Source organism: Spirillospora sp. NPDC047418, assembly GCF_040643275.1.
In the GTDB taxonomy this organism is placed as follows: Bacteria; Actinomycetota; Actinomycetes; order Streptosporangiales; family Streptosporangiaceae; genus Spirillospora.
In genome coordinates this window covers 1-17,364 of the sequence record NZ_JBEYTW010000115.1, presented here as the reverse complement: position 1 = coordinate 17,364, position 17,364 = coordinate 1, and the positions used below count along the sequence as shown (strand labels likewise).

Here is a 17,364-nt window from a genome sequence, read left to right as displayed (position 1 = left end):
ACCCCCAGCGCCGAAATAGGGGCTGATACCTCCGGGGGAGTGCCTCCTCCTCTAGGAGGGGCGGGCGGTGGATAGCCTCGTACCCATGGACAACGAGGTTCAGCACGGGTTCGAGACCCTGGCCATCCACGCCGGACAGGAGCCCGACCCCGCCACCGGCGCGGTCGTCACCCCGATCTACCAGGTCTCCACCTACAAGCAGGACGGCATCGGCGGCCTGCGCGGCGGCTACGAGTACTCCCGGTCGGCCAACCCGACCCGTACCGCGCTGGAAGTATGCCTGGCCGAGATCGAGAGCGGGGCGCGCGGGCTGGCGTTCGCGTCGGGGCTCGCCGCCGAGGACGCGCTGCTGCGCGCCGTCTGCCGGCCCGGCGACCACGTCATCATCCCGGACGACGCCTACGGCGGCACCTACCGGCTGTTCGCGAAGGTCGCCGAGCCGTGGGGCGTCACCTTCGACCCGGTGCCGCTCGGCGACATCGCCGCGGTGCGGGCCGCCGTCCGGCCCGAGACGAAGATCATCTGGGTGGAGACGCCGACCAACCCGCTGCTCGGCATCGCCGACATCGCCGCGCTCGCGGCGGTCGCGCACGACACGGGCGCGCTGCTCGCCGTCGACAACACCTTCGCCTCCCCGTACCTGCAGCGCCCGCTGGAGCTCGGCGCGGACGCGGTCGTCCACTCGACCACCAAGTACATCGGCGGGCACTCCGACGTCGTCGGCGGTGCGCTCATCGTCGCCGACCCGGACCTCGGCGAGCGGCTGGCGTTCCACCAGAACGCGATGGGCGCCGTCGCCGGGCCGTTCGACGCCTGGCTCACGCTGCGCGGCATCAAGACGCTCGGCGTGCGGATGGACCGGCACTGCGCGAACGCGGAGCGGATCGTGGAGATGCTGCAGCGGCACCCGGCCGTCCGGCAGGTCCTCTACCCGGGCCTGCCCGGGCACCCGGGCCACGACGTCGCCGCCAAGCAGATGAAGGCGTTCGGCGGCATGGTCTCGTTCCGGATGGAGTCGGAGGAGGCCGCCGTCCGCGTCTGCGAGCGGACGAAGCTGTTCACGCTCGGCGAGTCGCTCGGCGGTGTCGAGTCGCTGATCGAGCACCCGGGCCGGATGACGCACGCCTCGGCCGCCGGATCGCCGCTGGAAGTGCCCTCCGACCTGGTGCGACTGTCGGTCGGGATCGAGGACGCGCACGACCTGCGGCGCGATCTGGAGCAGGCGCTGGCTGAGAACTAGCTGACCATTCCCGCCCCTACTTGATCAAAACATCTATACTCGGCGCGCCAGGTTCGTGAAGGAGGGCCTCAGGGTGCGCAAGGTTCTGGTGTGCGGGGCGGCGTTCGCCGCGACATGTGTCTCCGCCGTGGCGGTCCCCATGGGCGCTCACGCCAACGCTCCGGCCCCGACGCCGTCGTCGGCCGCCCCGTCGCAGTCCGCGACGGGGGAGCCGGGGCCGCCCGGCGGTCCGGAGACAGGTGCGCCGGGAACGGAGTCGCCGTCGGCGTCCTCCACAACCCTGCCCGAGGACGGCGCGGGCGCCCCGGACGGGGAGCCCGACGGCACCGTCACCGCGCAGGCCGTCATGATCACCCCCGAGCTGCCGAAGTTCCGCACCTACGCCTACGGCAAGGCCGCCGCGCAGAAGATCGACGCGTACTGGCGCGACGCCGGGCCCCGGGCCACGCCGCGGCCGGTCGTGCTGATCCTGCACGGCGGCTACTGGCTGCAGGGCGACAAGGGCGGCGGCTGGAAGTACTTCGCGCGGCGGCTCACCGAGGAGGGGTTCGTCGTCGTGTCGGCGAACTACCGGCTCGCGCCCAAGGCGCACTGGCCGGCGCAGCGGGACGACTCGATGTCCGCGCTCGCCTTCATCAAGCGGCACGCGCAGCTGTGGAACGCCGACCCGGCCCAGGTCGCCGTGGTCGGCTCGTCGGCCGGCGGCCAGCTCGCCACCCAGCTCGGCACGCTCGGCACGGGCACCCGGCAGGTCCGCGCCGTGGTCGCGCTGTCGCCGCCCAACAACCCCTACCTCGCCTTCCAGGACGGCGCGAAGCCCGGCGCCAGCAACACCCAGCGCAAGCTGCGCCAGGCCGTGGTCGACCTCATGGGCTGCGTGCCCGGCACCGAGACCGGCACGCGGACGGGCACGGAGGCCGGTACCGGCACCGAACCGGAGGCGGGCACCGGTACCGAGTGCTGGCCGCGCGTGGACGACGCCAGCACCGTCACGCACGTCTCGCCGGGCGACGCGCCGATGCTGCTCATGCACGCCACCGGCGACTTCGTCCCGGTCGCGCAGAGCACCGGGCTGGCGGCGGCGCTGCGCGCGTCCGGCGTCCAGACCACGGTGAAGACCGTCGAGGGCGACATGCACGCGACGCAGATGCTGAGCGACGAGCACACCTACCCGACGATCCTGAGCTGGCTCAAGAGCCACCTGAAGACCGCCGAGTAGGGCGCCCCAGCGGCCCAGCTCAGCCGTTCCACACCATCAGCACCAGGATCACCAGCCAGAGCAGCGCGATGACGCCGGAGAGGGCGGCCACCCGGCCGCGCTCCACCTGCGCGATCTCGCCGCCCGCGGCGGCGGCCGGGGCCGCGGTGGCCTGCGCGGTCTTCTCGGCGCCGTCCGCGGCCTCCGCCGTGGCGCCCGTGTCCGCGTCCGCGGCGTCCGCGGCGTCCGCGTCCGGGCGGACGGGCACCGCCGTGCCCGGCCCCTCGGCCGCCGCGAGCTCCAGCAGGTGCGCCGCCTTCCGCTGGTCGCGCTCGACGATCAGCAGCAGCGCCAGCGCGACGATGAACAGCGTCATGGACACCGTCAGCCACACCTGCGCGAAGTCCCCCTCGGCCAGGCCCAGCCCGAACAGGAAGATGCCCAGCGCGGCGAGGCCGTAGACGCGGGTGGTCCAGTTGAGGAAGCGGACCACGGCCACATTGCGCTTGCGGATGTAGCGCGGGGTGGACATGGTCGCGGCGGTCAGCGGGCCCAGTGTGAAGATCGCGAAGCCGATGTGCAGGATCAGCAGGATGCGATCGGATGTCGACATGCCGCCGACCCTAGCCCCTCCGCCGCGTTCGCCGGGGCGTGCGCGGGGCGGCCCCCGCGGCGGACGCCTCCGGGGTCAGCGGCGGCCGCGGCGCACGCGCAGGTAGTCGCTGACGACGTACTCGCCGAGGCGGTCGGCGTCGGGCGCGAAGACCCGGCCGCCGTTGCGCCGCGCGACCTCCTCCACGAACGACACGAGCCGCCGGTCGTCGGCGAGCATGAAGAAGTTCATGGTGGCGCCGCGCCGGGTCATCTTGTCGACCTCGGCGAGGGTGAGGACGAGGGTCTCGGTGGACGGCGGGTAGTCGAACAGCGAGCGGCCGTCCGGGCGCAGGTGCGCGGTCGGCTCCCCGTCGGTGACGACGAGGACGATCGGCTCGAAGTCGGGGTGCCGGTCCAGGTGCCGTCCCGCGATCATCAGCGCGTGGTGCAGGTTGGTGCCCTGCACCATGTCCCAGTCGAGCCCGGCCATCTCCTCGGGGTGCAGCTCCCGCGCATAGTTGGAGAACCCGATGATCTTGATCGCGTCCTGCGGGAACTTGCTGGTCACGAGCGTGTGCAGGGCGAGCGTGGTCTGCTTGGCGACGGCCCACGTCCCGCGCAGCACCATCGAGTACGACAGGTCGACCAGCAGGCAGACGGCCGCGCCGGTGCGCCGCTCGGTCTCGTGCACCTCGAAGTCGTCCACGCCGAGCCGCACACCGCCGGCGGCGGGCCCCGTACCGCCGGGCTCCACCGCGCCCGCCTGCCGCGGGACGCCGCCGCCGATCTCCACGACGTCGGCGGTGCCCGGCTCGGCCACCTTCGCGGGCGACGGGCGTGCCACGAGGCCGGTGCCGCCGTCCATGGCGCTGCGGCGGATCGCGTTGCTCACCGTCCGGACGACGTCGAGGGGCTGCTCGTCGCCGAACCGCCACTCCCGGCTGGCCCCGGTCAGCTCGCCCGCCTGGCCCGCGTCGCGCTGGTCGTGGTCGCCCTGCCGGCCGGAGGCGAGCTGGGCGAACACCCGGCGCAGCGCGGTCTCGCCGAGCCGCCGCACCGCCTTCGGGGTCAGCTCCAGCGCGCCGCGGTTGCGGCGCAGGTAGCCCTGCCGCTCCAGCTCCTTCTCGATGCGGCGCAGCGCGTCCAGGTCGTCGACGGCCTGCCGGCCGAGCGCCCGCCGGACGGCGTCCTCGTCGATGTCGTCGAGCCGCGCGCCGGGGTAGTCCTGCCCGAGGGCGGCCTCCAGGTCGCCGAGGTCGGCCAGCTCCGCGAGCGCGGTGGTGGCGTCGCCCATGCCGAGCGGGTCGTCGCCGGTCATCTGCTCCGGCTGCCCCCAGCCGAGGTCGGGGCGGCGGGCCCGCAGCGCGTCGCCGAGCCGCGTCATCTCCATGGCGAGGCCCGCGTCCTGCATGGCCTGGTCCATCAGCCCGGCCAGCTCGGCCCGCTGCTCGGGGCTGAGCGAGGCGAGCAGCCGGTCCATCGCGGCGGCGCGGCGGGCGAGGGAGTCGACGAGTTCCTCGAGGTTCTGCGGGTCGTCGGGGAACATGTCCCCGTACTGCTGCATGAACCGGTCGAAGTCGTCCTGGGTGTGCTCGCCGCGCGCGTCGCGCTCCAGCATCTGGTTGAGCGCGGCCATCATGTCCTTGACCCGCTCCATGGCGGCCGGGTCCTGGTTCTCCAGCGCCTGCTTCATGCCCTGGAACTGCGCGTCCAGGACCTCGCGGCGCAGCAGGTCCTTCAGCTGCTCGAAGGTGGCGCGGGCCGCGCCGGACCGCCAGTCGTAGTCCGACAGCCGGCGGATCGCCTGCGCGGTGTCGGACGGCAGCGTGTCCAGCTCCGCCTCCCGCAGCCGCGCCTCGTCGCCCGGGTCGGGGAACAGCTCGGCCCGCTCCTGCCCGATCGCGGTGTCCAGCAGCGCGCGCGCCTGCTCCAGCGTGCCGTCCAGGCGGCCCCGGTCGCGCAGCGCGCGGCGCCGCTCGCGGACCTGGCGGAGCATGTCGTCCAGCCCGCGGCGGTCCCGCGCGCCGGGCAGGCCGCGCCGCAGCAGCTCGCGCAGCGCGTCCCCCGGGCGGGTGCCGTCCAGCACCGCGTCGCCCATCGCGTCGAGGGCGCCGCGGACGTCGTACGGCGGGGCCAGCGGGTCGGGCCCGTCCTCGTAGGCCCCGTAGCGATATCGGCTCATCGAAGCTCCTTACGCGTGGAGACCTCAGGTCCGGACGGTCAGGTCCGGTAGGTGGCCGTCCCGTCGGAGCGGCCCTCGGCGGTGTCCTTGGACAGCCGGCGGGTGAGGAACAGCCCCTCCAGGGCGAACTCCAGCGCGGCCGCGGCCTGCCCGGGGGACTCCCCGCTCAGCCCGAGCCGTTCCATGATCTTGGCGAGGCCGGGGACCTGGCCGATGCGGCGCAGCAGCTCGTTCGCCGCGACCAGCTCGCCGGACTCGACGCGCTCGCCGGAGTCGAACTTGTCGAGCAGCCCGGTCAGGTCGGCGGCGCCCAGCGTCCGCCGGTAGGTCTCGGCGATCGCGCGGCGCAGCAGGTGCTCCAGCACCTCCTGCTCGCGGCCCTCCTCGCTGACCTCGAACTCCACCTTGCCCATCAGCGACGGGACGACCGCGGACAGGTCGCAGACCCGCGCGACGGCCTGCTCCTCGCCGGTGAGCGCGGCGCGGCGCACCGCGCCCGCCGCGACGGTCTCCGCGCCGGCGAGCGCGAACCGCGCCGACACGCCCGACCGCGCGTCCACCGCGGTGGACTCCCGGACGAGCCGGGTGAACCGCCCGATCACCTCGATCAGGTGGTCGGGCACCTCGGCGGGCAGCCCGGCGAGGTCGGCGAAGTCGGACTCCTGCCGGATCAGCGCCAGCTCGGCGTCCAGTTCGAGGGGGTAGTGGGTGCGGATCTCCGCGCCGAAGCGGTCCTTCAGCGGGGTGATGATGCGGCCCCGGTTGGTGTAGTCCTCGGGGTTGGCGGACGCGACGAGCAGCACGTCCAGCGGCAGCCGCAGCGCGTAGCCGCGGATCTGCACGTCCCGCTCCTCCAGCACGTTCAGCAGCGAGACCTGGATGCGCTCGGCGAGGTCGGGCAGCTCGTTGATGGAGAAGACGCCGCGGTTGGTGCGCGGGACGAGCCCGAAGTGCACGGTCTCCGGGTCGCCGAGCGTGCGGCCCTCGGCCACCTTGATGGGGTCGACGTCGCCGATGAGGTCGCCGACGCTGGTGTCGGGGGTGGCGAGCTTCTCGCCGAAGCGGCCGTCGCGGTGCAGCCAGGCGACCGGCAGGTCGTCGCCCAGCTCGGCGGCGAGCCGCCGGCAGCGCACGCACACCGGCGCGTACGGGTGGTCGTTGATCTCGCAGCCGGCCACCACCGGGGTCCACTCGTCCAGCAGCCCGACCAGGGTGCGGATGAGCCGCGTCTTCCCCTGGCCGCGCTCGCCCAGCAGCACCAGGTCGTGCCCGGCGAGCAGGGCGCGCTCCAGATGGGGGAGGACGGTGTCGTCGAACCCGAGGATGCCCGGGAAGCGCGGCTCCCCGGAGCGCAGCCGTTCGAGCAGGTTGCGGCGGATCTCGGCCTTCACGGAGAGCTGGACGTGGCCGCTGCTGCGCAACTCGCCCAGTGTTGTTCCGGAGCGTGTCGTTTCGCGGGGTGTGGATGGACGCACGCGACCGACACTACGTCGCCGCCCCGCGGAATCGCACCCTCCGCCCTGGGATTCGTCCGGTTGGCCGGTCTCGATGATGTTTGGGTGGAGCGCCGCGGGCGGGGGACACTGGAGGTGTGAACGGAGCCGGTGAACGCAGTGAGGGAGGCGGCGCCGATGGCGCGATTCGGTGATGGCCTGGCCCTCGGGCCCGACCTGTCCAGCGCCGCCGAGTCGGCGGTCGAGCAGGCGCTCGCCCCGCTCAGCGCGGCGCCCGACCTGGTGTGCGTGTTCGTCACGGGCGACGACCCGGACGAGATCGAGGCGGCGGCCGTGGCCGCGGAGCGGGCCGCGGGCCCCGCGATGCTGCTCGGCTGCAGCGCGTCCGGCGTGATCGGCGCCGGGCGCGGGGTGGAGGAGCGCGGCGCGGTCAGCGCGTGGGCGGCGGTGCTGCCGGGCGCGCGGCTCGACGCCTTCCGGCTGGAGACCCTCAAGGCCGACGACCGCCTCGTCGTGGTCGGCATGCCGGAGGGGCAGGACGACGACGTGGTCGGCGTGCTGCTCGCCGACCCGTACAGCTTCCCGGTGGACGCCTTCGTGGAGCGCTCCGACGAGGCCCTCCCCGGCCTTCCGCTGGTCGGCGGCCTCGCCGAGAGCAGCGGCCCCGGCGAGGAGGGGCTGCCCGGCGAGCCCCCGCGCGGCCAGGCGCGGCTGTTCGTCGGCGGCGAGGTCTACGGCGACGGCGCGGTCGGCGTGGTGATCGGCGGGCCCGTCGCCGCCGTCACGGTGGTCAGCCAGGGCGCCCGCCCGATCGGGCCGGACATGGTGGTGACGAAGGCGGAGGAGAACGTCCTCTACGAGCTGGCTGGCGTCCCCGCGCTGGAGAAGCTGGAGCAGATCGTCCTCGGCCTGCCGGAGGACGAGCAGGAGCTCGCCGGGCGCGGGCTGCTCATCGGCGTCGCGATGAACGAGTACGCCGACGAGCACGAGCACGGCGACTTCCTCGTCCGCGGGGTGGTGGGCGCCGACACCGACAGCGGCGCCATCGCGATCGGCGACGTCGTCGACGTGGGCCGCACCGTCCGGTTCCAGGTCCGCGACGCGGGCGCCGCCGAGGACGACCTCGCCGCGCTGCTCGAACGGTTCGACATGGCGCCGGTCGAGGGGGCGCTGCTGTTCTCCTGCAACGGGCGCGGCCAGGCGATGTTCCCCGACTCCGACCACGACGCGAAGGTGCTCGACCGCGCGTTCGGCCCGGCCGGGGTGGGCGGGTTCTTCGCCGCCGGCGAGATCGGCCCCGTCTCGGGACGCAACCACGTGCACGGCTTCACCGCGTCCATCCTCGCGTTCGGCCGCCCGGAGGACTCGTGAGCGTCCTCGCCATCGATATCGGCGGGACGAAGCTCGCCGCCGCCCTCGTCGAACCGGACGGACGCGTCGCCGCCTACGACCGCGCCCCCACCCCGAACGAGCCGGGCGTGGACGGCGAGGAGCTGTGGTCGGCGCTGGACGCGCTGCTCGCCAAGCTGCTCGCCGGCGCCGGCGACCCGCCGCTCGCGGGCGTCGGCGTGGGCTGCGGAGGGCCGATGACCTGGCCCGCCGCGGAGGTGTCCCCGCTGAACATCCCGGCGTGGCGCGGCTTCCCGCTGCGCGCGCGGCTCCGCGACCGCCACCCGGGCCTGCCCGTCCGCATCCACAACGACGCGGTCTGCGTCGCGGTGGGCGAGCACTGGCTCGGCGCCGGACGCGGGCACGGCAACGTCCTCGGCATGGTCGTGTCGACGGGCGTCGGCGGCGGGCTGATCCTCGACGGCCGCCTCGTCAACGGCACCAGCGGCAACGCCGGGCACATCGGCCACGTCGTCGTCGAACCGGACGGCCCGCCGTGCGCCTGCGGGGGGCGCGGCTGCCTGGAGGCGATCGCGCGCGGCCCCGGCCTGGTCGGCTGGGCCCGGCAGCAGGGCTGGCGGCCCGGCGGCGCCGACCTCACCGGCGTGGAACTGGCCGCCGACGCGCGCCGCGGCGACCCGGTCGCCGGAGCGGCGCTGCGGCGCGCCGGGCGCGCGATCGGCATCGCGATCGCGTCCGCGACCCACCTGTGCGACCTGGAGGTCGCCGCGATCGGCGGCGGCCTCTCCCAGGCCGGCCGGCTGCTCTTCGACCCGCTCGACGAGGCGTTCCGGACGCACGCGCGGATGGACTTCGCGCGCCGCGCCCGGATCGTCCCGGCCGCCCTCGGGCAGACCGCCGGGCTCGTCGGCGCCGCCGCCCTGGTCTACGCGCAAGATCGCTACTGGAGTGCGGGCTGAGCGGCGCGGTGCGAGGATCGGGGGCATGACCACCGTCAGCGTTGACGACGTCCGAGCTGCGCACGACCTGCTCAGCGCGGTCGCCGTGCCCACCCCCCTGATCCCGTCCCGGGTCCTGTCCGAGCAGCTCGGCGGGCCCGTCCTGCTCAAGTGCGAGAACCTGCAGCGCACCGGCTCGTTCAAGATCCGCGGCGCGTACGTGCGGATCGCCGGGCTGAGCGAGGCCGAGCGGGCCGGCGGCGTCGTCGCCGCCAGCGCCGGCAACCACGCGCAGGGCGTCGCCCTCGCCGCCGCCATGCTCGGCTGCGCGGCCACCGTGTTCATGCCGGCCGGCGCGCCGCTCCCCAAGATCGCCGCGACCCGCGGCTACGGCGCCGAGGTCGTGTTCCCCGGCCCGACCGTGGACGACTGCCTCGTCGCCGCGCAGAAGTACGCCGACGAGTGCGGCGCGGTGTTCATCCACCCGTTCGACCACCCCGACGTCGTCGCGGGGCAGGGCACGATCGGGCTGGAGATCGTCGAGCAGTGCCCGGACGTCGCGACGATCACGGCACCGGTGGGCGGCGGCGGCCTGCTGTCGGGCATCGCGGTGGCCGCCAAGGGGGCGATGAAGGAGGCCGGCGGCCGGCAGATCAAGATCGTCGGGGCGCAGGCCAAGCGCGCGGCGGCGTTCCCGCCCTCGCTCGCGGCCGGCCGGCCCGTCGCGGTCGGGCTGGAGCCGACCATGGCGGACGGGATCGCCGTCGGCCGCCCCGGCGACCTCACCTACGACCTGTTCACCGACCTCGTGGACGCCGTCGTGACCGTGACCGAGGAGTCCATCTCGCAGGCGCTGCTGCTCTGCCTCGAACGCGCCAAGCAGGTCGTCGAGCCCGCGGGAGCCGCCGGGGTCGCGGCGCTGCTGGAGCACGCGTACGCGCTCGAACCGCCCGTCGTGGTGGTGCTGTCGGGCGGCAACATCGACCCGCTGCTGCTGTCGAAGGTGCTGCGGCACGGCCTCGCGGGCGCCGGGCGGTACCTCGTCGTCCGCTGCCGGCTGAAGGACCGTCCCGGCGCCCTCGTGACCCTGCTGGGCGAACTCGCCGAGCTGGGCGTCAACGTCCTGGACGTGATGCACGAGCGCGTCGCGGCCCGCCTCCCCGTCGAGGAGGCCGAGGTCCTCATGCACCTGGAGACGCGAGGGGCCGACCACTCCGAAGACGTGATCGGCCGCCTGCGCGACCGCGGCTACACCCTCACCCTGAGCTGACCCCCGCCGTTGATCTGCGGCGTGTTGTTGTTATGAGCGCTCCCATAACAACAACACGCCGCAGGTCAACGGTTACAGGGAGGGCTTGCCCGCTGAGTAGAGCCAGGACTTCGCCCAGGTGTTCAGGTTCTCGTGCGAGAGGCGCTCGGCGAAGCGGACGAACTCCGCCGTGGAGGCGTTCCCGTTCCGGTGGGCGGCGGGCCACGCCTTCAGCAGCCGGTAGAAGTCGCGGTCGCCGATCGTCTTCCGCAGGACGTGGATCGCCATCGCCCCGCGGTCGTAGACGAGCCCGTCGAAGATGTGGTCGCGGCCCGGGTCGGCGACCTTGCCCTTCCACAGGCCGTCGGTCGCCGGGGTCGCGTACACGGAGTCGAAGCTCTGCTGGACGGGCGTGCCGTCGGCGTGCTCCGCCCACAGCCACTCGGAGTACGTCGCGAAGCCCTCGTTCAGCCAGATGTCGGCCCACTTCGCGGGGGACACCGCGTCCCCGAACCACTGGTGGCCGAGCTCGTGCGCGAGCAGGCCCCCGCTCGGGATGCTGCCCGGCCGGCGGCCCAGGTCGTACACGGGACGACCCTGCGTCTCCAGCGCGTACCCGACGCCGGCCTTGACCACGATCCCGCCCGTCGAGGTGAACGGGTAGCGGCCGAACAGGGACGCCTCGAAGTCGGTGACCGCGGCGGTCTGGTCGAGGAACTTCTTCGCGTCCGCGGGCTTGATCGCCATCGCCTTGTCGGTCGCGGTCAGGTTCGGGACGCCCGCGCCCGTCCGGCCCTTCAGGACGTCGTACTCGCCGATCGCGAGCATGGCGAGCTCGCTGGCCATCGGGCTGCGCATGTCCCAGCGGGTGGTCGTCCAGCCGTGCCGGGTCCGGCTGCCGCGCGGGTCGCCGTTCGCGAGTGTGGTCAGGCCCTCCGGCGCCGACAGCGTGAACGTGTAGGTCGCCTTGTCGGTTGGGTGGTCGTTCACCGGGTAGACCGTCGCGGCGCCGAACGGCTGGTTCAGCATCACCGCGCCGTCGGGCGTCGGCACCCAGCCGGACGTGCCCAGCGTCGCGTCGTTGATCGTCGTCGGGACGCCCGAGTACGCGACCGTCACGGTGAAGTTCCGGTGCTCGCGCAGGCCCTTGCGCGGCGTGATGACCAGTTCCTGCGCGCCCGTCCGCTCGAAGGACGCCTTGCGCCCGTCCACCTTCAGCGACGAGATCTTCAGCGGGCCGAGGAAGTCGAGGTGGAACCGCGACAGGTTCTGCGTCGCCGTCGCCTTGATCTTGGTGACGGCCTGGATCCCCTTGGTGGCCGGGTCGTACTTCAGGCCGATGTCGTAGTGGGCGACGTCGTAGCCGCCGTTGCCCATGTCGGGGAAGTAGGGGTCGCCGGCGCCGGGCGCGCCGGGGGTGAACCGCGCGGTGGCGGCGCCTGCGGGCGCGGCGGTCACCGCGAGGCTCGCGGCGACGCCCAGTGACAGGGCGGCCAGGGCTCTGGGGGTTCTGCTCATCGACCTCGTCCTCGGATCATCGGTAAGCCGTCACAACCGTGATCAAGACTTTCTCGCGATCCGGGCCCGTGCAAGCGCGATTTGGTCTCGAATTCGCTCCGAGGAGGTGATTTTGTGGCCGGAACCGGCGCTACTTCGCCGGCCGGCCCTTCTGGTACAGCCAGTCGTCGAAGAACGCGTCGAGCTTCTTGCCCGAGACCTTGCTCGCCAGCGCGACGAACTGCTCCGTCGTCCCGCTGGAGTGCGCCCGCTCCTTCGTCCACGCCCGGAGGATCTTGTAGAAGGCGTCCTCGCCGACCCGGCCGCGCAGCGCCACCAGCGTCATGCCGCCCCGGTCGTACACCGAGCGGCCGAACATCTGCTTGCGCCCCGGGTTGCCGGGCGGGACGTCCCACAGCTCGCGGCCGCCCACCGCGTACGCCTCGTCGAAGTGCTGCTGGACGCTCCGCCCGCCGGTCTTCTCGTCCCACAGCCACTCGGCGTAGGTCGCGAAGCCCTCGTTCAGCCAGATGTCCTGCCAGCGGGTGAGGCTGACGCTGTCGCCGAACCACTGGTGCGCCAGTTCGTGCGCGACGATGGTCGGCTGCAGCCCAAACGCCCCGTACACCGGGCGGGTCTGCGTCTCCAGCGCGAAGCCGACGTCGGCGTTGTCGATCAGCCCGCCGGTGGAGGAGAACGGGTAGGGGCCGAACAGCCTCGACCACTCCTCGGTGATGTCGGTGTTCAGCTTGTGGAACTGGTCGAGGCTCACGCCGGGCAGCGTCGGGTCGACCGCGGTGATGACGGGGACGCCGCTCGGGGTCTTGCCCGTCCGCACCCCGAACCGGCCGACGTCGACGGTCGCCAGGTAGGTCGCCATCGGGTTCTTGACGCGCCACTTCGACGTCGTCGTGGCGCGCTTACCGGGCAGCGCCGCGCCGGGCAGCAGTGTGCGGGTGTGGTGCGCGACGGGCTCGACGCCGGGGCCGCCGCCCGTGCCGGGGCCGCCGGTCGGCGGTGTGCCCGGCTGCGCCGGCGCCCCGCCCGTCCCCTCCGGCGGAGTCTCCGGCTCCCCGTTCGCGATGACCGTCAGGCCCTGCGGCACGGTGATCTCGAAGTCGAACGTGGCCTTGTCGCTCGGATGGTCGTTGCTCGGGAACCAGGTGTGCGCGCCGCTCGGCTGGCAGGCGATGAACACGCCGTCGGAGGTGCGGATCCAGCCGTAGGTGCCGAGCACCGGGTCCGACACCGGTTCCGGGTTGCCCGAGTACTGGACCACCGTGGTGAACTTCGTCCCCTTCTTCAGGGGCTTGGCCGGGGTGACCTCCAGCTCCTCGCCGGCTCGCTGCTGCCGCGCGGCCGCCCCGTCCACCTTGATCGAGGCGACGTCCAGGCCGGTCAGGTCGAGGTTGAAGCGGGCGAGGCGCTCGGTCGCGGTCGCGGTGATCGTCGCGGTGCCGTCGAGCTGCGTCGCCCCGTCCGGGGTGATGGTGAGCTTCAGCCCGTAGTGCTGGACGTCGTAGCCGCCGTTGCCGTCGCCCGGCACGTAGTCGTCGCCCGCGGTCGTCGGGCCGGCCGGCCCGGCCACGGCGCCCTTGGAGGACCCGCCGGACCCGCCCGGGTCGTCGTCCCCGAAGGGGACCTGGCAGGCGGCGGTCAGCGACCCCGCGACGGCGAGGGCGGCCAGACCCGCGGCACCGCGGACGGCCCGCGACCCCTGCGGGCGGGGACTGGGGGAGTATCCGGCCATATGCACCCGCCCAGCCTGCCCGTACCGGACCCCGCCGAGCAACTCCGGTGCGTCGGCGTCCGTGTCAGCGGAAGTCGTACGGGTTCGGCGTGTTCGGACCCGCGTTGACGACGACCGTGTGCGCCACCTTGCAGTGCAGTGCCTGCTTGCGGGGGTCGAACAGGATCCACAGGATGTCGATGAGGCCGATGCAGCCGCAGATGCCGCCGAGCACGCTGTAGAACGCCGAACGTCCGAGCGCCTGACCGGTGGTGATCGCCTGCCCGTCGTCGTCCCGGACGACGCGGATCCGCAGCAGCATCTTGCCGAGTGTCTGCCCCCACTTGGCGTGCATCAGCCAGAAGTAGAGGAACGCGACGATGACGCTGACGGCGTTCGTCCCGACCTGGGCGCCGTTGTAGAAGTTCGTGCCCGGCTCCGGGTTGACCACGCGGTCCCAGTTGATGAACGGGATCGAGATCAGGCCCGCGACGATCCCGACGATGATGAGGTCGAGGATGCCGGCGCCCAGCCGCGCCCATCGGCTCGCCAGCTCCGTCGCGGGACCGCCGTAGCCGCCCGCGCCGTACCCCGGCACGTTCCCGTAGCCGGGCCCGCCGCCATAGGGCGACTGGCCATAGGACTGCTCCCCGTACGGCTGCTGGCCTCCATAGGGCTGCTGACCGTAGGGCTCCTGGCCGCCGTACGGCTGCTGCTGCCCCCCGTACGGCTGCTGCTGGCCGCCGTGAGGATGCTGACCGTAGGGCTGCTGCTGCCCCTCCGGGGGCTGCTGCCCGTGGGACTGCTGATCGCCGTAGCGGGGCAGGCCGCCGTACGGCTCCCCCTGGTGCGGCCCCGGCCGTCCGGGCTCCTCGTGTCCCTGCGGCCGGTTCTCCTCCGGCCCTTCCCCGGACGCGGGGTCTCTCGGCGGTTGCGTCATGCCGTCAGCGTGGCCGCGCCACCGCCGTCCAAACATCCCCGCGTCCGGGATCGTCCGAAATGCTCACAGGTTGGTGATCAAATATTGCCGGGGCCGTTCGCCTGGCCGGGCGCGGGCGGCCGGGCGTACGGGTTCGGGGTCCACGGCGTCGCCTTCATCACGACCGTCCCCGCGACCTTGTCGTGCACGGACTGGCGCCGCTCGTCCCACAGGATCCAGGCGTTGTCGAGCAGCCCGAGCAGTCCGATGACGGCGCCGCCCGCGGCGAAGAAGTTGATCGCGACCGTCACGAGCGTGATCGCGTAGACGAAGCCCTGCCGGGCGAACACCTGCCCCCACGTCACCGCGGACAGGTCGGACGCCTTCACCACCCTGATGCCGAACGCCTTCTTGCCGAGCGTCTGGCCGAACTTCGCGTGCAGGACGGTGAAGTACGCGAAGCCCAGCACGAAGACGATCAGGTATCCGGTCAGCAGCCGCGGGATGTTGTACAGGTCCAGCGGGTCGGTGATCGGCTCACCGGAGTCGATGGACTCCCGCATCTTGTCCCAGCGGATGGAGAGCAGGGCCGCCGGGACGGCCGCGACGCCGAGGACGATGCTGTCGATGATGCCCGCGCCGAGGCGGGCCATGCGCCCGGCGAGCTCGTTCCGCGGGCCGCCGGGGGCGCCGTAGCCGGGGAGGGGCGGCGCCTGGGGCAGCGGCTGCCCGTAACCCGGCTGCCCGTATCCGGGCTGTCCGTATCCAGGCTGTCCGTAACCGGCGGGGGGCGGCGCGGGCTGCCCGTATCCGGCCGCCGGGGGAGGCGGGGCCTGGCCGGGCTGGGCGCCGTACGTCCCCTGGTACGGGGGCGGGCGCTCGGCCGAGCCGGGCGCCCCGGCGGCCGGGGACTCGGCGGCCGGTGACTCGGCTCCGGTGTCGGGGGCCGCCCAGTCGCCGTCCGCGGGCCGGGGGTCCTTGGGGGGTTCGCTCATGCCCCCACAGTGTGCCCGCTGCCGGCCGGGCCCGATACACCGCGTCGGCCCGGCTCCGGACGAGACCGCGTCCGGAACCGGGCCCCCGAGGCGCGGGGGTGTCCGGGCGGCGGGGGCGTCACAGGTTGCCGCGGCGCTCCTGCTCCCGCTCGATCGCCTCGAACAGGGCCTTGAAGTTGCCCTTGCCGAAGCCCAGCGAGCCGTGCCGCTCGATCAGCTCGAAGAACACGGTCGGACGGTCCTGGACGGGATTGGTGAAGATCTGCAGCAGGTAGCCGTCCTCGTCCCGGTCCACCAGGATGTGGCGCTTCTGCAGCTCCCCGATCGGCACGCGCACCTCGCCGATGCGGGCCCGCAGCTCGGCGTCCTGGTAGTAGGAGTCGGGGGTGGCGAGGAACTCCACGCCGGCCGCGCGCATCCGGTCGACCGACGCCAGGATGTCGTTGGTGGCGAGCGCGATGTGCTGGACGCCCGGCCCGCCGTAGAACTCCAGGTACTCGTCGATCTGCGACTTGCGCCGGCTCTCCGCCGGCTCGTTCAGCGGGAACTTCACCTTGCGGGTGCCGTCCGCGACGACCTTGGACATCAGCGCCGAGTACTCGGTCGCGATGTCGTCGCCGATGAACTCCGCCATGTCGGTGAAGCCCATGACGCGGTGGTAGTAGTCGGCCCACTCGTCCATGCGCTCGACGTTGCCGACGCAGTGGTCGATCGCCTGGAAGTACCGCTTCTCCGGCCCCGCCACGATGGGATCGGCGGGCGCGAAGCCCGGCAGGTACGGGCCCGTGTAGTTCGAGCGGTCGACCAGCGAGTGCCGCGTCTCGCCGTAGGTGGCGATCGCCGCGACGGTCACCTTGCCGTGCTCGTCCTCCAGGACGCGCGGCTCCTCCAGGCCCGTCGCGCCCTTCGCGACCGCGTGCCGGTACGCGTGCTCCACGTCCGGGACCTCGATCGACAGGTCGACGACCCCGTCGCCGTGCGCGGCGATGTGCCGGCCGATCTCCGTGCCGGCCCGCACCGGGCCGCGGAACACGAACCGGGCGCCGCCCGACTCCAGCACGTGCACCGCCTCGTCGGGGCTGCCGTTCTCCGGGCCGCGGTAGGCGACCCGGTGCATCCCGAACGCGGTCGAGTAGTAGTGGGCGGCCTGCTTGGCGTTGCCGACGGCGAAGACGACGGCGTCCATACCCTTGACCGGAAACTCATCCATGCCACCTAATCTCGGCATACGCCTACAAGGTGCGCAAGGGTCGCTTGAATCACTGCACAATCTGTACAGTGAACTCCGGTGCCGATCGGTATTTCTGTACATCGTGACCACGATCACGGGAGGTGCCGTGGCGATCGACGATCTGGACGCCCGGCTGGTCGAGATGTTCGCCGCCGAACCGCGCGTCGGCGTCCTGGAGGCGTCCCGCCGGCTCGGCGTCGCGCGCGGGACCGTCCAGGCGCGGCTGGACCGGCTCGCCCGGGACGGCGTCGTCGCCGGCTTCGGCCCGGAGATCGACCCGGCCGCGCTCGGCTACGGCGTGACCGCGTTCGTCACCCTGCAGCTGCGCCAGGCGGGCGGGCACGACCCGGTCGCCGCGCGGCTCGCCCAGGTGCCCGAGGTGATCGAGGCGCACACCATCACCGGCCCCGGCGACATGCTGTGCCGCGTCGTCGCCCGCAGCAACGCCGACCTGCAGCGCGTCATCGACGTGCTGGTGGACGTGGCGGGCGTGGAGCGCGCCTCCTCGGTGATCTCGCTGGCCACCCAGATCCGCTACCGCACCCTTCCCCTGGTGCGGGCCGCCACCGCAAGCCGCGAACAGAACCGAGAACAGAACCGAGAACAATGAGCGGTGCCCTGCTGGTCGACACGCCCGGGGGGGGGGGGGGGCGCGCTGCGGCCCCCGCCGACCACCCAAAACCCCCCCAACCCCCCCCGCACCCCACCTAGCCCCCCCACCCCCCCCCCCCCCACCACCCCCCCCCCCCCCACACCCCCCACCCCAAAAAAAAACCGCACCAAAACGA

At 73.2% G+C, this 17,364-nt stretch carries 14 protein-coding genes; 6 read left to right on the top strand and 8 right to left on the bottom strand.

What is annotated here, in order from left to right; genetic code table 11:
• The first annotated feature begins 85 nt into the window (after positions 1 to 85).
• Together ABZ806_RS39760 and ABZ806_RS39755 are read left to right on the top strand one after the other, a co-directional pair.
• Positions 86 to 1,240 (top strand): cystathionine gamma-synthase, encoded by a 1,155-nt coding sequence (locus ABZ806_RS39760; protein WP_500223766.1) that lies wholly within the window; start codon positions 86 to 88, stop codon positions 1,238 to 1,240.
• A gap of 73 nt (positions 1,241 to 1,313) precedes the next feature.
• Positions 1,314 to 2,459 (top strand): alpha/beta hydrolase, encoded by a 1,146-nt coding sequence (locus ABZ806_RS39755; RefSeq protein ID WP_500223764.1) that lies wholly within the window; start codon positions 1,314 to 1,316, stop codon positions 2,457 to 2,459.
• Positions 2,460 to 2,478: 19 nt separating this feature from the next.
• On the opposite strand, the gene ABZ806_RS39750 is transcribed toward ABZ806_RS39755, so the two are convergent.
• The 3 genes from ABZ806_RS39750 to ABZ806_RS39740 form a co-directional block, all read right to left on the bottom strand.
• The gene (locus tag ABZ806_RS39750; RefSeq protein ID WP_500223763.1) at positions 2,479 to 3,051 is read right to left on the bottom strand and encodes a hypothetical protein; all 573 of its coding nucleotides are present in this window, start codon (positions 3,049 to 3,051) and stop codon (positions 2,479 to 2,481) included.
• Between the two features lie 75 nt (positions 3,052 to 3,126).
• On the bottom strand, positions 3,127 to 5,214 hold the full coding sequence (locus ABZ806_RS39745; RefSeq protein WP_500223762.1) for a hypothetical protein: 2,088 nt from the start codon (positions 5,212 to 5,214) through the stop codon (positions 3,127 to 3,129).
• Between the two features lie 38 nt (positions 5,215 to 5,252).
• On the bottom strand, positions 5,253 to 6,689 hold the full coding sequence (locus ABZ806_RS39740; protein WP_500223761.1) for a sigma 54-interacting transcriptional regulator: 1,437 nt from the start codon (positions 6,687 to 6,689) through the stop codon (positions 5,253 to 5,255).
• Between the two features lie 156 nt (positions 6,690 to 6,845).
• Between ABZ806_RS39740 and ABZ806_RS39735 the strand changes: the two genes are divergently transcribed.
• Genes ABZ806_RS39735 through ilvA form a run of 3 tightly spaced genes read left to right on the top strand, consistent with a single transcriptional unit; the run spans position 6,846 to position 10,226 of the window.
• Positions 6,846 to 8,039, top strand: coding sequence for an FIST signal transduction protein (locus ABZ806_RS39735; RefSeq protein ID WP_500223760.1), 1,194 nt, complete (start codon positions 6,846 to 6,848; stop codon positions 8,037 to 8,039).
• Positions 8,036 to 8,977, top strand: coding sequence for an ROK family protein (locus ABZ806_RS39730; RefSeq protein WP_500223758.1), 942 nt, complete (start codon positions 8,036 to 8,038; stop codon positions 8,975 to 8,977). Before ABZ806_RS39735 ends, ABZ806_RS39730 begins: the two co-directional genes overlap by 4 nt.
• 25 nt (positions 8,978 to 9,002) lie before the next feature.
• Positions 9,003 to 10,226 carry a threonine ammonia-lyase gene (ilvA, locus tag ABZ806_RS39725; protein ID WP_500223757.1) on the top strand — a complete coding sequence of 408 codons (1,224 nt, stop codon included), beginning with the start codon at positions 9,003 to 9,005 and terminating at the stop codon, positions 10,224 to 10,226.
• Positions 10,227 to 10,298: 72 nt separating this feature from the next.
• Here ilvA and ABZ806_RS39720 read toward each other — a convergent pair whose 3' ends face one another.
• The 5 genes from ABZ806_RS39720 to hppD all read right to left on the bottom strand — a co-directional run bounded on the left by ABZ806_RS39720 (position 10,299) and on the right by hppD (position 16,555).
• A complete protein-coding gene (locus ABZ806_RS39720; protein ID WP_500223755.1) occupies positions 10,299 to 11,723 on the bottom strand; it encodes a M1 family metallopeptidase in 1,425 nt (474 codons plus the stop codon).
• 130 nt (positions 11,724 to 11,853) lie between these two features.
• Entirely contained in the window at positions 11,854 to 13,452 is a 1,599-nt protein-coding gene (locus ABZ806_RS39715; RefSeq protein ID WP_500223777.1) for a M1 family metallopeptidase, read from the bottom strand.
• A gap of 64 nt (positions 13,453 to 13,516) precedes the next feature.
• The gene (locus tag ABZ806_RS39710; protein WP_500223754.1) at positions 13,517 to 14,371 is read right to left on the bottom strand and encodes an RDD family protein; all 855 of its coding nucleotides are present in this window, start codon (positions 14,369 to 14,371) and stop codon (positions 13,517 to 13,519) included.
• 77 nt (positions 14,372 to 14,448) lie between these two features.
• The gene (locus ABZ806_RS39705) at positions 14,449 to 15,345 is read right to left on the bottom strand and encodes an RDD family protein (RefSeq protein ID WP_500223752.1); all 897 of its coding nucleotides are present in this window, start codon (positions 15,343 to 15,345) and stop codon (positions 14,449 to 14,451) included.
• Between the two features lie 118 nt (positions 15,346 to 15,463).
• Positions 15,464 to 16,555: a 4-hydroxyphenylpyruvate dioxygenase gene (gene hppD, locus ABZ806_RS39700; protein ID WP_500223751.1), complete on the bottom strand. Its 1,092-nt coding sequence runs from the start codon at positions 16,553 to 16,555 to the stop codon at positions 15,464 to 15,466.
• A gap of 127 nt (positions 16,556 to 16,682) precedes the next feature.
• On the opposite strand from hppD, the gene ABZ806_RS39695 reads away from it, so the two are divergent.
• Complete coding sequence (locus ABZ806_RS39695) at positions 16,683 to 17,186, top strand: Lrp/AsnC family transcriptional regulator (RefSeq protein ID WP_500223749.1); 504 nt, start codon at positions 16,683 to 16,685, stop codon at positions 17,184 to 17,186.
• Positions 17,187 to 17,364: the final 178 nt, after the last annotated feature.

What these genes read in the sequence shown, in the direction of transcription:
- ABZ806_RS39720 (WP_500223755.1), bottom strand. Translation starts at nt 11,723, where the DNA reads ATGAGCAGAACCCCCAGAGCCCTGGCCGCCCTGTCACTGGGCGTCGCC.
- ABZ806_RS39735 (WP_500223760.1), top strand. Translation starts at nt 6,846, where the DNA reads ATGGCGCGATTCGGTGATGGCCTGGCCCTCGGGCCCGACCTGTCCAGC.
- ABZ806_RS39750 (WP_500223763.1), bottom strand. Translation starts at nt 3,051, where the DNA reads ATGTCGACATCCGATCGCATCCTGCTGATCCTGCACATCGGCTTCGCG.
- ABZ806_RS39710 (WP_500223754.1), bottom strand. Translation starts at nt 14,371, where the DNA reads ATGACGCAACCGCCGAGAGACCCCGCGTCCGGGGAAGGGCCGGAGGAG.
- ilvA (WP_500223757.1), top strand. Translation starts at nt 9,003, where the DNA reads ATGACCACCGTCAGCGTTGACGACGTCCGAGCTGCGCACGACCTGCTC.
- ABZ806_RS39745 (WP_500223762.1), bottom strand. Translation starts at nt 5,214, where the DNA reads ATGAGCCGATATCGCTACGGGGCCTACGAGGACGGGCCCGACCCGCTG.
- ABZ806_RS39760 (WP_500223766.1), top strand. Translation starts at nt 86, where the DNA reads ATGGACAACGAGGTTCAGCACGGGTTCGAGACCCTGGCCATCCACGCC.
- ABZ806_RS39715 (WP_500223777.1), bottom strand. Translation starts at nt 13,452, where the DNA reads ATGGCCGGATACTCCCCCAGTCCCCGCCCGCAGGGGTCGCGGGCCGTC.
- ABZ806_RS39705 (WP_500223752.1), bottom strand. Translation starts at nt 15,345, where the DNA reads ATGAGCGAACCCCCCAAGGACCCCCGGCCCGCGGACGGCGACTGGGCG.
- hppD (WP_500223751.1), bottom strand. Translation starts at nt 16,555, where the DNA reads ATGGATGAGTTTCCGGTCAAGGGTATGGACGCCGTCGTCTTCGCCGTC.